This is a genomic window from Lacunisphaera limnophila (assembly GCF_001746835.1).
Classification (GTDB): Bacteria; Verrucomicrobiota; Verrucomicrobiia; order Opitutales; family Opitutaceae; genus Lacunisphaera; species Lacunisphaera limnophila.
Genome location: NZ_CP016094.1, coordinates 888,280 through 906,899 on the forward strand (window position 1 = coordinate 888,280; position 18,620 = coordinate 906,899).

General features: G+C 64.9%; 17 protein-coding genes and 1 tRNA gene. 12 read left to right on the forward strand and 6 right to left on the reverse strand.

The features are described 5' to 3' along the window. Positions 1-18: 18 nt before the first annotated feature. Complete coding sequence (gene hrpA / locus Verru16B_RS03730; RefSeq protein WP_069961028.1) at positions 19-3,990, reverse strand: ATP-dependent RNA helicase HrpA; 3,972 nt, start codon at positions 3,988-3,990, stop codon at positions 19-21. A 114-nt stretch (positions 3,991-4,104) separates the two neighbouring features. Here hrpA and pyk point away from each other — a divergent pair, with 114 nt between their 5' ends. From pyk to Verru16B_RS03750, 4 genes are all read left to right on the forward strand, one after another. Then, a complete protein-coding gene (pyk, locus tag Verru16B_RS03735) occupies positions 4,105-5,547 on the forward strand; it encodes a pyruvate kinase (RefSeq protein ID WP_069961029.1) in 1,443 nt (480 codons plus the stop codon). Between the two features lie 71 nt (positions 5,548-5,618). Further along, the gene (locus tag Verru16B_RS03740) at positions 5,619-6,170 is read left to right on the forward strand and encodes a hypothetical protein (protein ID WP_069961030.1); all 552 of its coding nucleotides are present in this window, start codon (positions 5,619-5,621) and stop codon (positions 6,168-6,170) included. A gap of 66 nt (positions 6,171-6,236) precedes the next feature. Further along, positions 6,237-6,878: a sulfite oxidase-like oxidoreductase gene (locus Verru16B_RS03745; protein WP_069961031.1), complete on the forward strand. Its 642-nt coding sequence runs from the start codon at positions 6,237-6,239 to the stop codon at positions 6,876-6,878. A 131-nt stretch (positions 6,879-7,009) separates the two neighbouring features. Continuing rightward, positions 7,010-8,329 carry a thymidine phosphorylase gene (locus Verru16B_RS03750; RefSeq protein WP_069961032.1) on the forward strand — a complete coding sequence of 440 codons (1,320 nt, stop codon included), beginning with the start codon at positions 7,010-7,012 and terminating at the stop codon, positions 8,327-8,329. 45 nt (positions 8,330-8,374) lie between these two features. On the opposite strand, the gene Verru16B_RS03755 is transcribed toward Verru16B_RS03750, so the two are convergent. Beyond that, positions 8,375-9,154 (reverse strand): PilZ domain-containing protein, encoded by a 780-nt coding sequence (locus Verru16B_RS03755; RefSeq protein WP_069961033.1) that lies wholly within the window; start codon positions 9,152-9,154, stop codon positions 8,375-8,377. A gap of 708 nt (positions 9,155-9,862) precedes the next feature. Here Verru16B_RS03755 and Verru16B_RS03760 point away from each other — a divergent pair. The 7 genes from Verru16B_RS03760 to Verru16B_RS17750 all read left to right on the forward strand — a co-directional run bounded on the left by Verru16B_RS03760 (position 9,863) and on the right by Verru16B_RS17750 (position 14,449). After that, positions 9,863-10,636, forward strand: coding sequence for a rolling circle replication-associated protein (locus Verru16B_RS03760; RefSeq protein ID WP_069961034.1), 774 nt, complete (start codon positions 9,863-9,865; stop codon positions 10,634-10,636). A gap of 143 nt (positions 10,637-10,779) precedes the next feature. Continuing rightward, complete coding sequence (locus Verru16B_RS17745; protein WP_083270079.1) at positions 10,780-11,325, forward strand: hypothetical protein; 546 nt, start codon at positions 10,780-10,782, stop codon at positions 11,323-11,325. Between the two features lie 20 nt (positions 11,326-11,345). After that, positions 11,346-11,843 carry a hypothetical protein gene (locus Verru16B_RS03765; RefSeq protein WP_069961035.1) on the forward strand — a complete coding sequence of 166 codons (498 nt, stop codon included), beginning with the start codon at positions 11,346-11,348 and terminating at the stop codon, positions 11,841-11,843. 18 nt (positions 11,844-11,861) lie between these two features. Continuing rightward, complete coding sequence (locus Verru16B_RS18220) at positions 11,862-12,092, forward strand: hypothetical protein (protein WP_157772180.1); 231 nt, start codon at positions 11,862-11,864, stop codon at positions 12,090-12,092. 404 nt (positions 12,093-12,496) lie between these two features. Further along, positions 12,497-12,991 carry a hypothetical protein gene (locus Verru16B_RS18225; RefSeq protein ID WP_157772182.1) on the forward strand — a complete coding sequence of 165 codons (495 nt, stop codon included), beginning with the start codon at positions 12,497-12,499 and terminating at the stop codon, positions 12,989-12,991. Further along, a complete protein-coding gene (locus Verru16B_RS03775) occupies positions 12,988-13,185 on the forward strand; it encodes a helix-turn-helix domain-containing protein (protein ID WP_069961037.1) in 198 nt (65 codons plus the stop codon). The genes Verru16B_RS18225 and Verru16B_RS03775 overlap by 4 nt, the downstream gene beginning before the upstream one ends. A gap of 10 nt (positions 13,186-13,195) precedes the next feature. After that, entirely contained in the window at positions 13,196-14,449 is a 1,254-nt protein-coding gene (locus Verru16B_RS17750) for a site-specific integrase (protein WP_083270080.1), read from the forward strand. Here the strand turns inward: Verru16B_RS17750 and Verru16B_RS03785 are convergent. The 4 genes from Verru16B_RS03785 to aroC all read right to left on the reverse strand — a co-directional run bounded on the left by Verru16B_RS03785 (position 14,412) and on the right by aroC (position 17,877). After that, positions 14,412-14,496 (reverse strand) — tRNA-Leu (locus Verru16B_RS03785). The genes Verru16B_RS17750 and Verru16B_RS03785 overlap by 38 nt on opposite strands. 73 nt (positions 14,497-14,569) lie before the next feature. Next, positions 14,570-15,652 (reverse strand): bifunctional transcriptional activator/DNA repair enzyme AdaA, encoded by a 1,083-nt coding sequence (locus Verru16B_RS03790; RefSeq protein WP_218918810.1) that lies wholly within the window; start codon positions 15,650-15,652, stop codon positions 14,570-14,572. A 264-nt stretch (positions 15,653-15,916) separates the two neighbouring features. Then, a complete protein-coding gene (locus Verru16B_RS03795; RefSeq protein ID WP_069961039.1) occupies positions 15,917-16,702 on the reverse strand; it encodes a hypothetical protein in 786 nt (261 codons plus the stop codon). A gap of 83 nt (positions 16,703-16,785) precedes the next feature. After that, entirely contained in the window at positions 16,786-17,877 is a 1,092-nt protein-coding gene (aroC, locus tag Verru16B_RS03800) for a chorismate synthase (RefSeq protein WP_069961040.1), read from the reverse strand. A gap of 512 nt (positions 17,878-18,389) precedes the next feature. Here aroC and Verru16B_RS03805 point away from each other — a divergent pair. Then, complete coding sequence (locus tag Verru16B_RS03805; RefSeq protein ID WP_069961041.1) at positions 18,390-18,617, forward strand: hypothetical protein; 228 nt, start codon at positions 18,390-18,392, stop codon at positions 18,615-18,617. The last annotated feature ends 3 nt before the right edge of the window (positions 18,618-18,620 follow it).

Here is an 18,620-nt window from a genome sequence, read left to right on the forward strand (position 1 = left end):
TCAAAGTCTAATCTTGGCCTATTTTCGAAACAGCTGGTCGAGGGCTCCCAGGCTTTTCAATGGGGCGGTTTTTTTGGTGACCGCCGGGGCGACGGCCGGCGCCGGGCTCGACCGGACCGCGGCGGGCGCCCCTCCCTCCAACAAACGCTGCAACCGCACGGCCGACACCGGCTCGGCGGTGCCCAGTTCCTGTGCAAACAGGCTCACGCGGAATTCCTCGACCAGCCAGCGCAGCTCGGCGGCCGGGGCGCCCGGCTTGCGCGCCGCCGCCACGAAGGGTGCGAGCTCCGCCGCGCGCTGGGCATCCTTGGCCGCATCCCGCTTCCAGCGGTCCGCCCGCACCTTCATCCCGCGCAGGTAACGCGGCAGCTCCTTGACCCGCTCGAAGGGCATGGTCCGCAAAAAATCCGGCGGCAAAAGCGCCGCGAGGTCCTGCGCCAGCCCCGGATACGGTTGCGCATGCGTCTCCAGCTCCAGCCGCAGCGTGAAGGTGTCCTTCAGCCAGTCACCCAGCCGCGGCACCAGCCCGCGCAGGTCCGCCTTGGCTCCGGCCAGGACCCGGGCAAAGCCCGCCGCCTGCAACGGACGTACTTCGCGCCGGCACACCCAGCGCCGGATGCCCGTCAGCGCGTCCGCCTGCAACTGGTCCATCGTCGTGAGGGTCACGGCCAGGGCCCCGAGCATGCGCAGGGCCCGTAGGTCCTTTTCCAGCCACATCAGGTCGTGGCGCAGCTGCCCCTCCAGCAAAGCCGCCAGCCCGGCCCGGCTGGCCGCGGCCGCCTCCTCCGGGGTCGCGCACAACCGCACCGCCACGCCGGCCGGCAGCGCCTTGAGGCCCGGGTACGCGAGCACCGGCACCCCGTGCCGTTCCTCGACCAGCACCGAGTCGGGTAGGTCGCCGAATTTCCACTCGGCGGCGGGCTCGCCCTCCCACTTCGCCCGGGCCGCCCGCCACGCGACATTCTCGACGCTCGCAGCCTGCTGGCTGACTTCCCGCCGGCTGCCATGCAACAAGGTCTGGATTTCCACCAGGTCCCGGCTCGTGCACAGGACGCGGTCCTTTGCATCCACGACCTCTATGCGCACGCGCAGGTGGTCCGGCAGCGTCTTCGTCGACCAGAGCACCGGATCAATCCGCACGCCGAGCCGGGGCTGCAGGAGCTCCGCGAGCGCCTCGGCCAGCGTGGGCTGTTTGGGCCGGGAGGAAATAAGCGCGAGTTCCCGGGTCAGTTTCTGCGCGGTCTCCGCGAGGGGGATCAGGCTGCGCCGTTGCTCCTTCGGCAGGGCCTTGAGCATCAATTCCACCTTCTCCGTCAAATGCCCGGGCACGGCCCAGTCGAGCGCGGCCACGGTCAGCGCCTCCGCCTCGGCCGGGCTCACCCGCACCGTGACGCCGTCCTCGATCTTGCCCGGCTGGTAGGCGTAGGCCAGCGGGAGCACCCGGTTGTCCACCGGCAGCGCCGCGGGAAAGGCGTCGGCGTCATGCGCCACCTCCTCGGCCGGCCGCAGGTCCTCCTCCTTCAGGAAGAGGAATTTCGGTCGCGTGGCCCGCTCATGCCGGACAAAATCCACGAGCTCGCCCACCGCGGAGATGCCTGTGATCTGCGCCGCATAGAACCGGTATACCGCCTCGTCGAGGTCGATGTAGCCTGAACTGCGCGTGCGGCTGAGCAGAGTCTCGGCCTGCTCGCGCACCTTGCGGTTGTGGGCGATGAAGTCGAAGGGCCAGGTCACGGTGTCACCCACGAGTCCCTCCCGGATGAAGATCTCGGTCGCATGCGGCGGGTTGATCCGCCCGTAGCTCACGGCGCGGGTTTCCAATTCCAAATTATAGAGCCGGCGGCGCTCCTTCACCAGCACCCGGCCGGCCTCGGCGTTCCAGAAGGGTTCGCTGTGCGCCACCCGCAGCAGGTGCGCGCCCAGGCTGAGCAGCCACTGCGGGTCGATCCGCGCGCAGGTGCGCGCAAACAGCCGGCTCGTCTCCATGATCTCCGCCGCCATCAGCCAGCGCGCCACCTTGGGCTTGGCCGCCGCCTTGCCCGGTGGCACCCGCCCACCGGGTGGGTTGGGCTTTTGCTCCCGCTTCTCAAACAAGGTCGAGCCCGGGAACACGTTCACCCGCCGGTCGTGCGCGGCCTGATAATCGCCCTCGTCCGTCCGCGTGGCGACATTGCCGAGCAGCCCCGCCAGGATTGCGCGGTGGATCGCCGCATACGCCGGCGTGCCGACCTGCAGCTTTACGTCCTGCCAGTTTTTCACGCCATCGTAAACGGAGGTCCGGGTGAAGCCATCGCGCTCGCGGAGCGTGTCCTCGAGCTGGGCGTGCACGTCGCGCCACTCCCGCATGCGCATGAATGAGAGGAAGTGCGCGGTGCAAAACTTGCGCAGCTTGCCCAGCGTCATCGCCTCGAACTCGTCGTGGTACGCCTCCCAGATGGCCAGCAGCGAAAGAAAATCCGAGTCGGGCTGCGTGAAGCGCCGGTGCGCCGCATCGGCCTTCTGCTGGGCGTCGAGCGGGCGCTCCCGCGGGTCCTGGATGCTGAGCGCGGCGGCAATGATGAGCACCTCCCGCAGCGCCTTCTCCCCGCGCGCCTGCAGGATCATGCGCCCGACGGTCGGGTCCACCGGCAGGTGCGCCAGCTCGCGGCCCAGATCCGTGAGCACGCCGGCGTCATCCGTCGCCCCCAACTCGTGCAACAGGGCATACCCGGCCCGGATACCCTTCGTCGGCGGCGCGTTCAGGAAGGGAAATACCTCGATGTCCCCCAGCCCGAAGGCCTTCATGCGCAAAATGACATCCGCGAGATTGCTGCGCTGGATCTCCGGCTGCGTGAAGCGCGGGCGGTCGTTGTAATCCTGCTCGGAGTAGAGCCGGATGCACACGCCGTCGCTCACGCGGCCGCAGCGGCCCATGCGCTGGTCGGCGCTGCTCTGCGATACCGGCTCGACCGGCAGCCGGCGCGTGCGGCTCTGGGGCACATAGCGGCTGAAGCGGGCCAGCCCCGTGTCGATCACGAAGCGGATGCCCGGGATCGTCAGCGAGGTCTCGGCAATGTTGGTCGAAAGCACGATCTTCCGCGCCTGGGTCGCGGCGAACACCCGCTGCTGCTCGGCATTGGTCAGCCGGCCGAACAGGGGCACGATCTCGAGCCGGCCGAGCCGCCGCCCCTCCAGCAGGTCCCGCGCCTCACGGATGTCACGCTCCGTCGGCAGGAATACCAGCACGTCACCCGCCGAACTTTCCAGCAGCACGCGCTCCACCGCCTCCACCGCCGCATCAATGTAGGTGATGTCGTCCCGGCGCGCCGTTCGTCCTGTCGCCGGGGGTGACGACCCCGGTGCGGCGCCCTCGCCCCCGGCCTCGCCCATTTCCTCCAGCGGCGCGTAGATCACCTCCACCGGATAAACTCGCCCTGACACCTCGATGATCGGCGCGCCATCGAAGGCCTTCGAAAAGGCCTCGGTGTCGATCGTGGCGGAGGTGATCACGATCTTCAGGTCCGGCCGGTCGTAGCGTAGCCGGCGCAGGTGCCCGAGGATGAAATCGATGTTGAGCGAGCGCTCGTGCGCCTCGTCCACGATCACGGTGTCGTAGTCGCGCAGCGTCGGGTCCGCCTGCAGCTCGGCCAGCAGCATGCCGTCGGTCATGAACTTGATGACCGTGTCGCCCGTGGTCTGGTCCGCGAAGCGGATCTTGCACCCGACCTCGCGGCCGAAGGACACATTCAGCTCCTCCGCCACGCGGCGGGCCACCGAGGTCGCCGCCACGCGCCGCGGCTGCGTGCACGCGATGCGGCCCCGCTCACCCCGCCCGGCCACCAGGCACATCTTCGGGATCTGCGTCGTCTTGCCCGAGCCGGTCTCCCCCGCCAAAATCAGCACCTGGTGGTCCCGGATGGCCGCAATGATCTCATCCGCCCGGGCGCTGATGGGCAGCTCGGGCGGATACTCGATCCGGAAAGGCCAGGGTTTGGACGGACGGGGCGGCATGGGCGGACGGTCGTTTTTGGGGGAAATGGGATTCTAAACCAGAATATTCACCCAATCGCCACCCCGTCCCTGTCACCTGGCCGGGTCCGGCATCCCTTCTGCTAACATTCCGGGGTGAATCCTGCACCCGCCAGCCTCCCCAAGGAGGCCTACCGTCTCACCAAGATCATCTTCACGCTGGGCCCGGCCTCGGCGGACGAAAAGATGCTCGAACAGCTCATCCTGGCCGGGGTGGACGTCTGCCGCCTCAACATGGCCCATGCCGACCACGCCTGGACGCGCAACATGATCCAGCGGGTCCGCGCCGTCTGCGCCCGCACCGGCCGCCACATCGCCCTGCTCATGGACGTCAAGGGCCCGGAAATCCGCACGGGCGACCTCGCCGCGCCGGTGGAACTCGCGGTGGACCAGCTCATCGACCTGCTCCCCCAGCCCGGCGAGTCCGAGCACCGGATCCTGGCCGTCAGCGTCAACTACCCGGGACTGGGCCAGGACGTGCCCGTGGGCAGCACCATTCTCGTCGACAGCGGCCTCATCCGCCTGGAAGTGGTGGCCACGACCCCCGCCCGGGTGCGCTGCCGCGTCGTCGTGGCCGGCCGGCTGGGCAATCGCCGCCACATCAACCTGCCCGGCATCAAGGTCCGCCTGCCCGCCCTGACCGCCAAGGACCGCGCCGATGTCGCGCTCGGGGTGGCGGAAGGCATCGACTTCTTCGCGCTCTCCTTCGTGCGTGAGGCCGATGACATCGACATCCTGCGCCGCTGCCTCACCGAACAGGGCAGCACGGCGCGCATCATCGCCAAGATCGAGGACCAGTCGGCCATCGCCAACCTCGACGAGATCATCGCCGCCGCCGACGCGGTCATGGTCGCGCGCGGCGACCTCGGCATCGAGGTGCCCATGGAGGAACTGCCCCTGATCCAGAAGCGCGCCGTCGACGCCTGCATCCGCCTGCGCAAGCCCGTCATCGTCGCCACCCACCTGCTCGAGTCCATGATCCAGTCGCCCGTGCCCACCCGCGCCGAGGTCAGCGACATCGCGAGCGCCGTCTGGTCCACCGCCGACGCCATCATGCTGTCGGGCGAGACGACCACCGGGCGTTACCCGCTTGAGTGTGTGCAGTTCATGAAGCGCGTCGCCGGCCGCATCGAGGGCAGCGTGACCAAGGGCTACAACACCGCGCTCCCGCTCAAGACGCACAAGGACCGCCTGCTCCGTTCGGCCATCACCCTCGCGCAGGAAATCGGCGAGTCGGGCGTCGTCGTGTTCACCCGCAGCGGCCTGCTGCCCCAGACGCTCTCCGCCCTGCGCGCCACACGCTGCCCCATTTACGCGTTCACCGACAACCCGCACGCGTTCCGGCACCTGCTGCTCGTCTGGGGCGTGGAACCTTTCCTGATGGATTTCGCCCCGCAGCCCGAGGAGACGATCCGCGGCGCCTTCGCCTACCTGTTGCGCCGTGGCTGGGTGCAGCCCGGTGACTGGCTGGTGGTCGTGACCAACGTCCTGGCCGGCGAGCAGACCATCGACACGATCCAGCTGCGCCCGGTGGAGTGAGCCGGGTACCCGCGGGCGGGGTCGCCGTGGAACGTTCTCGCCCGCCTTCGCCTAACACCTAGCGTCGGCCCATGTCCGCCGCCCCGCCCGTGCTCCCCGACCAGGCCCTGCGCCGCGTGCTGGCCATCGCCCGGGCCGATGGCTGGAGCGTCGTGCTCATCGCGGCCCTGGGTGGACTCGTCACGGTGGTGCAAGGCGCCTGGATCGAAACCGCGGCCGCCGGGCTCGTCGTCCTCGCCGGCCTAGGTGAACTCCACGGCCACCGCCGGCTGCTCCGCCGTGATGCCCAGGGCTTGGGCTGGATGATCGCCGCCCAATTGTTCCTGCTGGCCGTCATCTGGGCCTACGCCTGGTGGCGCTGGCGGTATTTCGATCCGGCCGGCCTGTGGGCGGAATTGCCGGGCTTGGTCCGGACGGAGCTGGATCGCCAGTTGCTCATCGCCGGGCTGGATCCCGAGCTCGACCGGCCTTTTCTGCTGCAGTTGGTCAACCGCCTGACCTGCTTCGTGCTCGCCGTGGTGTCCGCGGTCTACCAAGGCGGGTTGGCCGCCTATTACGCCCTGCAGGGCAACCGCGTCCGACAGGCGCTGGCCGCCCCGCCGCCGCCCTCCCCGCCCTTGTAAGAGCCGGTTTACCGGCGCTCAGGGCAATCGCTTGCCAGCCCGCTCCCACCGCCTAACCTCTCCCCCATGTCCAAGGAGCGATACATCGCGGCCAAGCAAAAGTGGGCCGAAAAACAGAAGGCGCAGGGCGTCACCCCGCGCCTCACCGCGGCGACCGACCGTCTGCCGCCCGGCCAGAAACTCACCACCGGATTCCCCGTGCTCGACCTCGGCGTCCAGCCCGCGGTCCCCCTCACCGAGTGGACCCTCACCCTCGACGGCCTCGTCACGCAGCCCGTCACCCTCGACTGGGCCGCTTTCGGCGCCCTGCCGCAGGTGACCGATGTAAGCGACTTCCACTGCGTCACCACCTGGAGCAAGTATGACTGCCGCTGGAGCGGCGTGGCCTTCACCACCCTCTTCGAGCTGGTGCAGCCGCCGCCCGAGGCCCGGTACGTCTATTTCACCGGCTACGACGGCTACTCCACCAACGTACCGCTCGAGCACTGCCTCGACGACGATGTGCTGATCGCCACCCACTTCGACGGCGCGCCCGTCTCCCGCGAGCACGGCGGCCCCGCCCGCGTGATCATCCCGAAACTCTACGCCTGGAAGGGCGCGAAGTTCGTGAAGACCGTGACCTTCCTCGCCGAGGACCGCCTCGGCTTCTGGGAGGTCCGCGGCTACCACAACATCGGCGACCCGTGGAAGGAAGAGCGCTACGCGTAAAGGCCAATCCGATCCCTACCGCTAATTGGCGCTAATGTTCGCTAATCTCCGAAGCATTCCGCAATTCCGTCCGTGTTTCCAAGCTTGGCCTTAGCGGCGATTAGCACGAATGAGCGGTTCCCCTGCTTTCCATGTCTTCCTTCTTTCCCCAGGACATCATCATCAAGAAACGTGACGGCGGCGCGCTGACGCGCGACGAGATCACCTTCTTCGCCCGCGGCGTGGCCGACGGCTCCTTCGCCGACTACCAGGCCACGGCGCTGCTCATGGCCATCTTCTGGCGCGGCATGACGCCGCAGGAAACCGCTTGGCTGACCGACGCCATGCTCCACTCCGGCGAGGTCATCGACCTGCGCGACCTGCCCGGGGCCAAGGTGGACAAACACTCCACCGGCGGCGTCGGCGACAAGGTCTCGCTCATCCTCGCCCCGCTCGCCGCCGCCTGCGGCCTCAAGGTCCCGATGATGAGCGGCCGCGGCCTCGGCCACACCGGCGGCACCCTCGACAAGCTCGAGGCCATCCCCGGTTTCCGCGTGCAGCTCACCGTGCCGGAATTCCGCGCCATCCTGCAGCAGACCGGTCTCGCCATGATTGGCCAGACGCCTCAGGTCGTCCCCGCCGACCGGAAGCTCTACTCCCTGCGCGACGTCACCGGCACCGTCGAGTGCATCCCGCTCATCTGCGCCAGCATCATGAGCAAGAAACTCGCCGAGGGCATCGACTCGCTCGTCCTCGACGTGAAGTTCGGCCGGGGCGCGTTCATGAAGCGGAAGGAGGACGCCCTCGCGCTCGCCCGGGCGATGGTCGAGACCGGCCGCGCCGCCGGCAAACCCGTGCGCGCCCAGCTCACGGCGATGAACCAGCCGCTCGGCCGCGCCGCCGGCCACACGCTCGAGGTCATCGAGTCCATCGAGTGCCTCAAGGGCCGCGGTCCCGCCGACCTGATGGCGGTCACCTTCGCCCTCACCGGCCACATGCTCATCCTCGGCGGCCTGGCCCGGGATCTCGCCGAGGCGCAGCTCAAGATGGATGCCGCCATCGCCGACGGCTCGGCCCTGCAGAAGTTCCGCGCCATGTGCACCGCGCAGGGCGGTGACGCCCGCGTGGTCGACGATTACACGATCCTGCCCACGGCGAAAATACGTGTCGCGATCAAGGCGCCCGCCGGGGCGACAGGCTTCGTCAGCGAAGTCGATGCCCTCAAGTGCGGCCACGCCATCATGGCCCTCGGCGGCGGCCGCGCGGCCGTGACCGACAAAATCGACCATGCCGTCGGCCTCGCCGACCTGATCAAGCTCGGTGAACCGGTCGCCCCCGGCACCTTGCTCTGCACCCTGCACGCCAACGACGAGGCCCGCGCCGCCCGCGCCGAGGCGTTGGTGCGCGAAGCCATCCGGTTTTCCCCCACCCCGCCCGCGCCCGAGGCCCTGCTGCAGGAACTGATCGAGTGAGACCTCAATCTTAACCACGCTGGATCCGAGCAGTTCGCCGTCTGCTCACCGCGCCGGCCGGATCACCGGCGGATTAGCCAGTGCCTGCATCCGCGCGCGCAGGTCGGCCGGGAGCTTTTTCGACAGATTGGTCGCCACGATCCGGAAGAAGCGGATCATTTCCTCGTGCCTGGGCCCGGTCACCGGGGGGGCATCAACCTGGCCCGTCGCGTGCACCGTCAGCTTGGGCGGGCCGGACTCGCTGCGGACCGTGAGCTCGCCGAGGGTCAGCTCCAAGGAGTGCAGCCGGCTCTCCGCCTGATCGCGCCAGACGGTCAGGATTGCCTTGCTCTCGGAGCGATAGCGCTCGCCCTGCAGCCCGGCCCGCGCCCGGGGAGCCGAGGCCGGGGCAAAGCCGGCGCCGATGACCACGGCCTCGAGCAACTGGAAATAACCCTGACGCTGGGTGTCGTTCTCAAATTGGAGGGAAAGTCCGCACCAGGTGCCCGCCGTCAGCGTGCGGAAATGCGCCACGGTGCACGGAATCCGGAGGGCAAAGTCATCCAGCGCCAGCACCAGCAGCGTGCGCTCACCCCGGGTGGTGACCGAAGCGGACGGCAGACGCAGGCTGACGCCGTTGGCGGAGAGGTCCGCGACGGCGCCACCCCAGCTCATGCCGGCACCGGGTGCCTCCTTGCTTATCGCCGCTTGGGCGGTGCCCAGCAAATTGACCGTGGCCTTCAGCGGGAATCCGGGCGCCACGGGATAGCGTGCCGAGCGACGTTGCTCATGCTTGCCGGAAAAGGCTGAGCGGGAGAAGTCCAAGATGCGGCTGAAGAGCAACATACCTGCAGGTTAAGCATGGATTCCCCGAGTCACAAGTCCGGTCCGGGAAATCACGGGAAATATTCCCATTAACCGGGGCCGCGGGTCCGAACACGCAAAAGCCGCTCACTTTGAAGGGTGAGCGGCTTTCGAAATGGTGCCCAAGGGACTCGAACCCCCAGAGGCTCCTTCCCAAGCTGCTATTGGTGAGAATGGTTCGGAAAGTGAGAAAACCTCACCTTCCCCAATAGCTTCCCTAAACGCAGGGAATCTCAGTCCTGAGCTGGCAAAACTTGTCGCCGCGTGGCCGGAACTGCGGCCGGAACTGCAGGCGGCCATCCTTGCGATTATCGGGTGCGGAAAAACGGGCGGTGCGTGATGAGCGCACCGCCCGACAGGCATCTTTTTGGTGGGGGGTTCCCCGCCCTTGGGGGCGGGGGAAGGGGCGTGGGGGAGAATGACTGCACACATACGCACCCGGAAGGGGCCGGACAGGCCGCCGGGTGCGGGCGCGAAGCGCCCGCGCCGGCGCCTGCCGGCCTTCCTTGTCAGAATAGTAACAATTCCGACAAACCACCCCTCCGTTATCGCCTCACAAAACTCCCGGGAGAAAACCCCTTTTACACTGACCGGGAACAAAAACACGTCTGGGACAAGCGCGACGAAGATACGCTTCAACGCATCGGGATACCAACAGGGGCCGAAGCCCGGTCCGCCTTCCATCTCCGTTTGAATGTCGCAGCCTTCATCCAGCACTGGGGTCGCAATCACTGCCTGTTCTTCACCGTCACCGATGAAGACAACTTGCACCCCGCCCAGTTTGCCCGCCGCTGGAACAACTACCTGCGCCGCCACGGCACGTGGATCGTTAGCTTTATCCGCGTCCTGGAGCCACAACGACGGGGCAATCCCCACTATCATCTGTTGGTCGCCGTCGAGTGGGACACCCTGCCCGATGCCTTCGACTGGTCTGCCTTTGCTGAGTGCCAGCAAGAGCGCCGGATCAACGGGACAACCTCTCTTTTCCGGCAGTTGCGCCTCCGCTATCGGACATCCGCCGCACCTCAACTCATCGCCATGTGGCAACTGCTCCGCAAGGTGCTGCCTCGTTACGGTCTCGGCCGGGCTGAGCTCCTCCCTATCCGTAAGGGCAAAGAGGCGATTTCCGAATACATCGGAAAATACCTCGAAGCCGGATTGACCATCCGCAAGCACTCCTGGAAGGGCTCTCGCCGCGTGGAATTCGACCGCCGCAACAAAATCGGCTGGCTGGCCTGCACGCGGGTGTTTGCCTGGCACTCACCAAAGGCCACTACTTGGCGCACCCGGGTGGGCGAGCTGGGCAAGGCACTTGGGGTTGTTGATATGGACGGAATCCGTCGCAGACTGGGACCCAAGTGGGCGTATCGCCTGCGTGAATCGATCACCATGGATTCAGACGAGGAGTGGCGATTACTCATCACCGTGCTTACGCGCGGACATTCGGAATTTTCGAGGCTTTAGCCCGCAGTGCAGGTGAACACCAAAAGCCGATCGCACGAATAGAGGCTTGAGGACAAGTAATTTACGCTGCATTGATCCCCCATGAGCCACGCGCAACTTAGGCTTTACGCCGTGGCCGAATAACACTGTTCGGCAAAAGTAAGATGCCACTCGCACCAACAGATATCTGTCGCCTTGAAAAGAGCGTCTGGTCTGAAGCCGACTTCGAAAAGATGGGCTGGCACGACGTCGTGGTTCATGCACTCGCCTTTGATACCGAGCGTCATGAGCTTCTCCTAGACATCGACTACATCTTCGCGTGGGTCGATCCTCTGCCTCCGTCGCGATATTTCAGCTACTGGTTATCGCCCTCGACTTTGGTATTTCACGACGCGTGGGACCTGAAGTTTGATTACGATTCAGCATTTGGCCTACAGCTTGGCGGGATCGTTCGGCGCGAGGCACGTGTCCGTCCGCATCCGCACCCAGAAGGAAAAAAAGAAGAGTGGCACTGGAATCTCGAAGGCAATGAGGGCGAGCTTATGTTTTGGGCGACGGGATATTCACAGTTCACCCGTCATCTACCAATGCATCACACTGGGCAGTCTTGGAGTCTTTCGGAAAGAGGCGGTGTTTCGTTTGAAAAGCCGAAAATACCCAAACCGCCGAACCAGCCGCTACAGCCAACGGCGCCAAGCCGCCGTGGCTGATCTCAAACGTTCGGCAAAATATGAAGCGCGCTCTACTTCTCATTCTTTTGCTTGCTGGCATCGCGGAATCTTCGGCTGCGTATGACAAACGGCTGGTTTACGTCTTGGAGCAGCTTCGGCACTGTCGCTCCGCGTTCGACGAAGCGCCCGAGATTGGCGGAGAGGCTGTCGGCGAAGGAGGCGCTCCGCATGCGTTTTACCTGCTTTATCCGTATGTGAGACAGTTCGCGAGTGACGTGGATTTGTCGGCGATGTGCCACGACAAGAGTCCCGTTGTGAGAGTCATGGCCGCAAAGTGCATCGTGAATCGGAAGAATTCAGCGGTCGTGGACCATCTCGACGATCTCTCAAATGATTCTGAGAAGCTGCTGGTGTTTCCGTATGGATGTTCTGGCTTTGAGATGACCGTCGCGGAGATCGTGGCGAAGCTGAAGAGCGATCCAGATTTCCCGACTGGGCCAAAAGAGCCGAACCAGACGCCAGAGCCAACGGCCCCGAGCGGCGGTGGCTCATCTTGAACGATCGACGGAAGAAAGATGAAGCCCAAAGAAAATTCAGCTCAACGCGAGTGCTTGTTCTCGAAGCGATATTCCGAGGAAGGCGAGGAAGTTTTTGTCGGGCTTTACCGAATCGCAGCTCGCCTATTACTGGTTACGTCCAAGGAAAGAGGTGGAGATATTGAAGTGGAGCTTTCGCACGATGACGCTCGCAAATTGATCGATGCGTTGGGACGTGAGACGAGCAAAGAAGCCGATCCACCGCGATGAAGCTCTGGCTGAAGATATTGTTGTTCCCAGTCCTCAATCGGCGTGCGGATGCCGACCTCATTCCCAAATGCGCTAAGGTCATCGCAACATATTTGAAGCAAGAGCCTGTTATATCGGAGCTCAATCTACAGAACCCCTTGGCGCTCCGGCTGGCTCAGGAATGTTTCCGGCGCGCGGCTGAGAGTGATTCTAAGGGGATTCCGAGATGTGGCGTAATCTATGATATGTGTGATTCTATCGGAGATAAGGCAGCCCGACTTTGCCACGGAGAAGACATTTCCGATCCTGGTCTAGTTCGCATCTTGGAATTTAATGGCGTGCACTTACCAAAGAAAGCGCCCATCCAGACGCCCGATAGATGAAATAACGATTGACGTTTCATTAACCATTTGTTGGTTGATGCCATGTCAACTGAGTTCCCTTTCGTCGTTGTCCCTGAAGAGCTGCACAAGGTTTTCGGCGTCCCGGTGCCCGGCACCCACCTTTTTCACAAGGAGGGCCCGCAAGAGGAAACCAGCTTCTGGGCCGATGCTGTTTTCCATCTAGCCGGCCCTTGTGTCTCGCCCGGTGGCGTCTCCATGTATGCACCCGTTTCCCGCGCCGCAGTCCATAAGCGCCTAAAGGACGGCAAGCTCTCTGGCTTTTTCTTCCATATCAACCAGCGCAAGCGCAATTTCTTTGGCGTCGATCTGAGCACCCGCGAGCTGGCTATCGGTTACATTCCGGTTAGCGAATGCAAAGCGTGGAAAGCCGAACTTGAGCAACGCGCAATCGATCAAGGCATCGTCACCGAAAAGGAACTCCTCGGTGACAAGCCGGACTGGCATGGGCATTTCCTTTCGTGGAATTCCCGGTGGGCAAAAGAGCAGGCACGCAAAGCCAAAGGGGGCAAAAAATGAGCACTTGTTCGCTACCCAACGGCGACGAGTTTTTCCTTTTACCGGAAATTGCCGAGGCTCTGCGCTGTTCGGTCAAAACCGTTCGCCGTCTGATTCAGGACGGCAAACTTAAGTCGTCCAAAGTCCGTGGCCGTGTGGTGGTGCTGAAAAGCGCTTTCCTCGCCTACCTCGGCACGATCACCACCAGCACCTAAGGGACACGTTATGGCATTCCGCGTTTTCAAGCAGAAGGGCAGCAATGTTTACCGGGTGCGCTACACCCTGAGCAATGGCCCGCGCCAATACGACAAGCCTCTTTACACCCATATCAAAGAGGTTGCCGAGGCGAAGGCCGCACAACTCGTGCGCGAAGAGGAAATGCAACTGCTCGGCCTTGGTGTGCCGAAGACCCTCGCGCATGCGGCCCAGCTGCCGATTGCCCAGCACCTGGCTGACTACGTGGCCGACCTCGAAGCGCGGGCACGCTCCAAGTCTCACATCCTGCACGCGAAGTATCGTCTCCAGCGCCTGTTCAAAGACTGCCGCTGGCACCTGCTGCGTGATGTGACCGCCGATCGCTTCCTCAGCTGGCGAGGCGACTGCCCCACCCTCTCGGTCAAAACGCGCAACGAGTATCTCGCGCATGCACTGGCTTTCTTCAATTGGCTGATGCGCCAAGAACGGGCAACGAACAATCCCCTCAAAAGCGTTTTCAAGCTGTCGGGCAAGGGACAGGAAACTTTTAAGCGTCGGCACCTCTCATTTGCCGAGGTCGTGCTTCTCGTCGAAAGCAGTGGCCGGCGCGGGCTGGTCTATTTCGTCGCTACCTGCACAGGTCTGCGCCGTAACGAAATCAAGCAACTCCTTTGGACGGACATCGACCTGGATGCCGCCAAACCGCACATGAAGATCCGTGCCGAAACAACCAAGGCCAAGCGCGGCGCGGTCATTCCCCTGATTCCTCCCCTCCTCGCTGCCCTGCGGGCCTCAAAGCCCGCCAAACCGCATTTCTCGGGCCGGGTGTTCCCTCGTGGTATCCCCAGCGCCAAGACGCTCGCCAAGGACCTTAAAGCCTGCGGCATCGCCTACGAGGATGTGCGGGGCTACCGCGTAGACTTCCACGCCCTGCGCCACACCTTCGCCAGCCTGCTAGCCAGTGCCGGCGTCTCCGAGTTGGCCCGCGTGAAGCTGGCGCGTCATACGGAATGGAAGCAAACGGACCGCTACACCGATGAGACCAGTTTGCCCCTGTTCTCAGAGATCGAGAAATTCAGCGCGGCGCTACCTTCCCTAATAGCTTCCCTAAATTCTGGGAAACCGCGTCCAAAACAGGGAAAAGCTGTCCAAGTTACCTCACCTATTTTGTCGGTCGAGACCTTCGTAAGTGACCAAAAGAAAACACCTTTGGTCATCGCTGACCAAAGGTGTCCACTTATCGAAATGGTGCCCAAGGGGGGACTCGAACCCCCATGCGGTTAGGCACAGGCTTCTGAGACCTGCGTGTCTACCAATTCCACCACCTGGGCAAAAAACAGAAGGTGCATGGATACCCCCCGGGCCCGGTGGCGCAAGAGTTTTGTTACCCGGGCACAACCCCGTCTAGGACGCGTATTTGCGCTCGTGCTCCAGCAGGCGCTGCTTGCGCCAGAGGCCGCCGGCGTAGCCGTTGAGGGTGCCGTCCGCGTTAATGACCCGGTGGCAGGGGATCACCAACGCCAGCATGTTCGAGCCGTTGGCGCGGCCGATGGCCCGCGGGCCCTTCGGAATCCCCAGCCGTTGCGCCATCTCGGCATAGCTGCGGGTGTGCCCCGGCGGGATGCGGCCCAACTCGGACCAGACCCGGCCTTGGAACTCCGAACCGACCGGCGCGAGCGGAATCGTGAACTCCGTTCGCAGGCCGGAAAAATACTCACTCAGTTGGACGGCCGTTTGATCCAAGATCGCATGGTTGCCGGGCACGATGGCGCACTTCAGCCGGCGGCGCAGTCCCACCAGCTCGCGCTCCAGGCCGCGCCGGTCGACGAATTCCAAGAGGCGCAATCCCGCGTCATCCGCCAGGGCCAGCATGGTCCCGAGCGGGGTTTCCATCCGGCGGGCCAGCAGGCACGCGGCGGCCTTCGCCCCGCGCGGCGGCGCCCCGAACACCCGCGCAAAGGCCTCGCGGAAGCCGCTGGTGGACTCGTAGCCGCGATCCAGCTGCACCGCGATGACCGGCTTGCCCGCCTTCACCTCGCGCAGGGCCAGGCCCATGCGGCGCGCCCGCTGGTACGCGTGAAATGTCATGCCGTGGTAAGCCTTGAACTGGCGACGCGCCGTGGTGGGCTCGACCCCCATGGCGGCGAGATCCTTGTCGGTCACGCGGCCGTCGGCCGCGGCCTCAGCCGCCCGGCGCAGGCGTTCGACGAGCGGGGGCACAGGTCGGGTGCCATCCATCGGCCGGCAGAGCCGGCACGGCCGGTAGCCGCCGTGCAGGGCCTCGGTCACGGTCGGAAAAAACTCCACGTTCTCCGCCCGCGGCCGCTTGGCCTTGCAGGTGGGCCGGCAGAAGATCCCGGTCGTCTTCACGCCGGTGAAAAACACGCCCTCATACGCCGGGTCGCGGCGGGACAGCGCCCGGTACATCGTGCGCGGCGTGGGCAGGGTCTGGACGGAGGCGGCCAAGGTAAAATCGGGTTGGATCATAGCTTCACTCTATCCCAGTCCGGGGCAAGTTTGCCGCCGTTTTTCGGGCAGGGTATTTTGGCCAATCCTGGGGGGGGCCGCCGATGGCTCTCTCAAATGGGGAACCTTTCCCCTGAATGAAGCGAAGGGTTTTGAATCAAGGTGTGGGCGGTGAGCTTGCTCACGCCACACATCACGGGAGAGGTTCGTGGCGCCAGCAAGCTGGCCGCCCACAAGGCCCGCGCTTCGCTTGGCTCAGGATGACAAACCGGGTTTACGCCCGGTCTATTGCTTCGGCAGGAAATTCCGGATGTCGGGCAGCTCCTTGTCGCGCCGACCGCTGGTCTGCCGGACAAAATACGGTTCGGGCGGGATGATGCCATCCTCCTCGCCCGGCTGGACGGCTTCTCCTTCCTCGGCCTCGTCGTCCCCGGTCTCGATCACCACGTCGCTCAGGTCGACGTAGTCCTCCTCGAAATACTGCGAGACGCGCCGGGGCGTCGGATCGAGCCACACGAGCGGGGTCGGCAGGACGCCCTTGGTCTTCACCTGCAGAAAGTGACAGGGAAAACGCTGGTCCTTGAAGTGGCTGATGAAGTCACTGAGCCACTTGTTGGCGAGGCCCACGCGGTTGGTCAGGAAGACCACGTCGGAGAAATGGATGCAGGCGTCAAACCACTGCCGGAGCACCGGGTTTTTCTCGGCCAGCCCACAGTCCACGACGGTGAAGATGCGGGCGAGTTCCCGGCCCTGCTGCTGCAGCCAGGGCTTGAGCGCCTCCACCTGGTCGATCGGGCTGGCTAGCGGGTCGGCGAGCAGGAACACCGTGGCGCCGACCGGCAACTCCATGACCGGGATCCCCGGTGCCTGCCAGGTCCAGCGGCGCACGTCCGCCTGGGCGAGGGCCGCCAGCCGTCCGTCCTCGGGGCTGGCCGTCTCGCCCCCGGGGAGCAACACGACCACCTTCTCCTCGGCCGTGAAGCCGTTCTCGATGAGGTCGCGCACGATCGCCCGGCGGCCCGAGCCGGGCGTGCCGAGGATAAAATAGACGTTGGGGATCGGGGAGCTCATCTGGGCGCACAGAGGCGCAAAAGCGGCAAAAGACAATCACCCTCTTCCGGGGGAGGCACCAGGCTCCCCGGCAGGGATGAAATTTAGAATTTGAAGGTCCGGTTCTGCGCGGCGTGGCGCATCCAGTGGTCGACCAGCACGAGGGCGGTCATGGCCTCGACGATGACGACGGCGCGCGGGACGACGCAGGGATCGTGGCGGCCGCGGGCCTTGAGCTCCGTGCCGGCGCCGCGCAGGTCCACCGTGCGCTGGGCCTGGAGGATCGTGGCGGTGGGCTTGAAACCGACGCGGAACACGAGTTCCTCGCCGTTGCTGATGCCGCCCTGCACGCCGCCGGAGCGGTTGGTGAGGGTGCCGACCCGGCCGCGCTTGTTGACGAAGACGTCGTTGTGCTGCGAGCCCTTGAGCCGGGTGCCGGCGAAGCCGCTGCCGATCTCGAAGCCCTTGGTCGCGGGCAGGGAAAGCATGGCCTTGGCCAGGTCGGCCTCGAGGCGGTCGAAGACGGGCTCGCCGAGGCCCACCGGGACGCCGCGCACGCGGCACTCGATCACGCCGCCGACGGAGTCGCCCTTGGCGCGCACCTGCTTGATGCGGGCGATCATCTTGGCCGCGGTGGCCGGGTGCGGGCAGCGCACGGCCGAGGCCTCGACCTGGGCGAGCGTGGGGAACTTGGTGAAGGCCGGGGCGGAGATGTCGTGGATCTCGGTGACGAAGGCGCGGACCTCGATCTCGCCGGCCAGGCGCAGGATCTTGCGGGCGACGGCCCCGGCGGCCACGCGGCCGACGGTCTCGCGGGCGGAGGAGCGGCCGCCGCCCCGGTGGTCGCGCAACCCGTACTTGGCGGTGTAGGTGAAGTCGGCGTGGGAGGGACGGAACTTCTCCTTCATCTCGTCGTAAGCCCCCGGACGCTGGTCCCCGTTGCGCACCAGCATGGCCAGCGGCTGACCGGTCGTGCGGCCCTCGAAGACGCCCGAGAGGAACTCGACCGCGTCGGCCTCCTTGCGCGGGGTGGTGATGTCGCTCTGCCCCGGCCGGCGGCGGTCGAGGTCGGCCTGGATCTCGGCCTCGGTGAGCGGCAGGGCCGGCGGACAGCCGTCCACGACGACTCCGACCGAGGGACCATGGCTTTCGCCCCACGTGGAGATTTGGAAGAGTTTGCCGAAGGAATTGGGCACGATGCGGGAAAGGTTGGGGATCCCGGGGAGTCAGGCAAGCCCGGGGAGAAGCCCTGATTAAGCCGCAAACGGAGGCTCCTGGGTGCGCCAACACGTGTCCACCACCCCGGATGTCGGCGTATCGCCCACAGTCCAAGCTGGCTTGCCGAGCCGTAGCCACTCCGTCTACGACGCGTATTCAATAATCCTCGTCCTGGAGAGCCAAGCCGGGCGGCCTTCCTCGCGCCTAGCTCGGCGAAGGCTGGTGCCCCCGGTCCCGAGGGCATTTTGAATGAAGTGAGCCTAATAGATTTACAATTGGCGATCACCGAGGGGAAAACGACCTAAAATCGCCACTGCCAGCCTCAGCCGGGGAGCTTGAATGAGCCCAAACCACGAGCCGAGCCTGCCTATCGATTTGAGTCATTTGACTCATTAGGCTCACCCCCACCCCTCGCCCAACCAATATGTAAGTGCCACTTTAAGGTTAAAGTGGCCACTTAACATCATGCCTAGGTGCGGGCCGCGGGATCGTGAACGAAGATCAGATCCAGTCCGCGGCCGCTGTTCGGCTCGGTATGGTGCTGGGCCAGTCGGCGGCGTTGGCCGCCGATCTGGCTTTGCGGTCCGGAGCGGCCGCGCAGGACGTGCCTTATGCCCGGCTGAGTCAGGTGCTGACGAAAGCTGGCCAGATCATGGCTTGGACCGCCTCAGGCACGGAAATCGGCGGCGAGCATGTGTTGCATGCCCAGGAGCACTAAGTT